The organism is Rickettsia sp. TH2014, assembly GCF_019249195.1.
Lineage (GTDB): Bacteria > Pseudomonadota > Alphaproteobacteria > Rickettsiales > Rickettsiaceae > Rickettsia > Rickettsia felis.
In genome coordinates this window covers 1-1,038 of record NZ_MXAX01000047.1, presented here as the reverse complement: position 1 = coordinate 1,038, position 1,038 = coordinate 1, and the positions used below count along the sequence as shown (strand labels likewise).

Sequence of the window (1,038 nt, the reverse complement as noted above, 5' to 3'; positions counted from 1 at the left end):
CTTAGTAAGCATATTAGTAGCACCAATAGTACCAGTAACAGTACCTTTACCTAAAAACTCTAATGTACCAGCAGATGCCCCACTACTATCAACATCACCTGTAATAGTCTCACCATCACCAAGCTGCATCACTCCTTCATTACCTGCAAAATCTACATTACCTGTTATTCCGCCATTTGATATTAAAGTGCCATCTGCTACATAACCTACTGCTCCACTGATTAATCCTTTCACTGTTACATACGATGCTTCATTTGCCACAGTAAAATTTATCGCATTAGCAGTACCGTCTATACTATCAACTCCATTAAACACTACCTCTTCTAAAGCTGTCCCGTTTGCTCCTACATTACCCGTAACTGTTCCATGTGCTAAAAATGCTAACTTACCCTTACCATCACCGGCAGTGGTATCGATATTGCCGGTAACATGTGTACCATTGCCCAAATTAAGTGTTGAAGTGCTTGATTGTAAATTAATATTAGCAGCATTTAATATATTAGAATTAAAAGTGGCCACTCTATTTATAATATTCACTTGAGCTAATGACCCAGTATTACCAACATTGCCGGTTATTTGTGTATTGGTATTATTGTTATTATCATATGCTACATTTAATGTTCCCTGGTTAGCTTTACCAGTAGTATTATTTATATCGCCTACAAATCTAGTGATTTAACCGTCATAAAATGTTAATATTGAATTAGTATCTGTAAGATTTACATTTTGAGCCTTAATAGTAACACCACTCCCCCCAGATACATACAGTCTTACTTCTCCTGTTCCTACACTAATTTTAGCAATAGCATTAGTAGTACCTATATTGCCTGATACAACACCGTTACCTGAAAACTCCAATGTACCAGCAGATGCCCCACTACTATCAACATCACCTGTAATAGTCTCACCATCACCAAGCTGCATCACTCCTTCATTACCTGCAAAATCTACATTACCTGTTATTCCACCATTTGATATTAAAGTACCATCTGCCGTATAACTTACTGCACCGGTGATTAATCCTGCTGCTGTAACATT

General features: G+C 37.3%; 2 pseudogenes. Both read right to left on the bottom strand.

Features of this window, described 5'->3' with window-relative positions:
* Positions 1-537: pseudogene (locus KYQ89_RS00670) on the bottom strand (hypothetical protein); the annotation flags it as partial.
* A gap of 138 nt (positions 538-675) precedes the next feature.
* A pseudogene (locus tag KYQ89_RS00665) lies at positions 676-1,038 on the bottom strand (hypothetical protein); the annotation flags it as partial.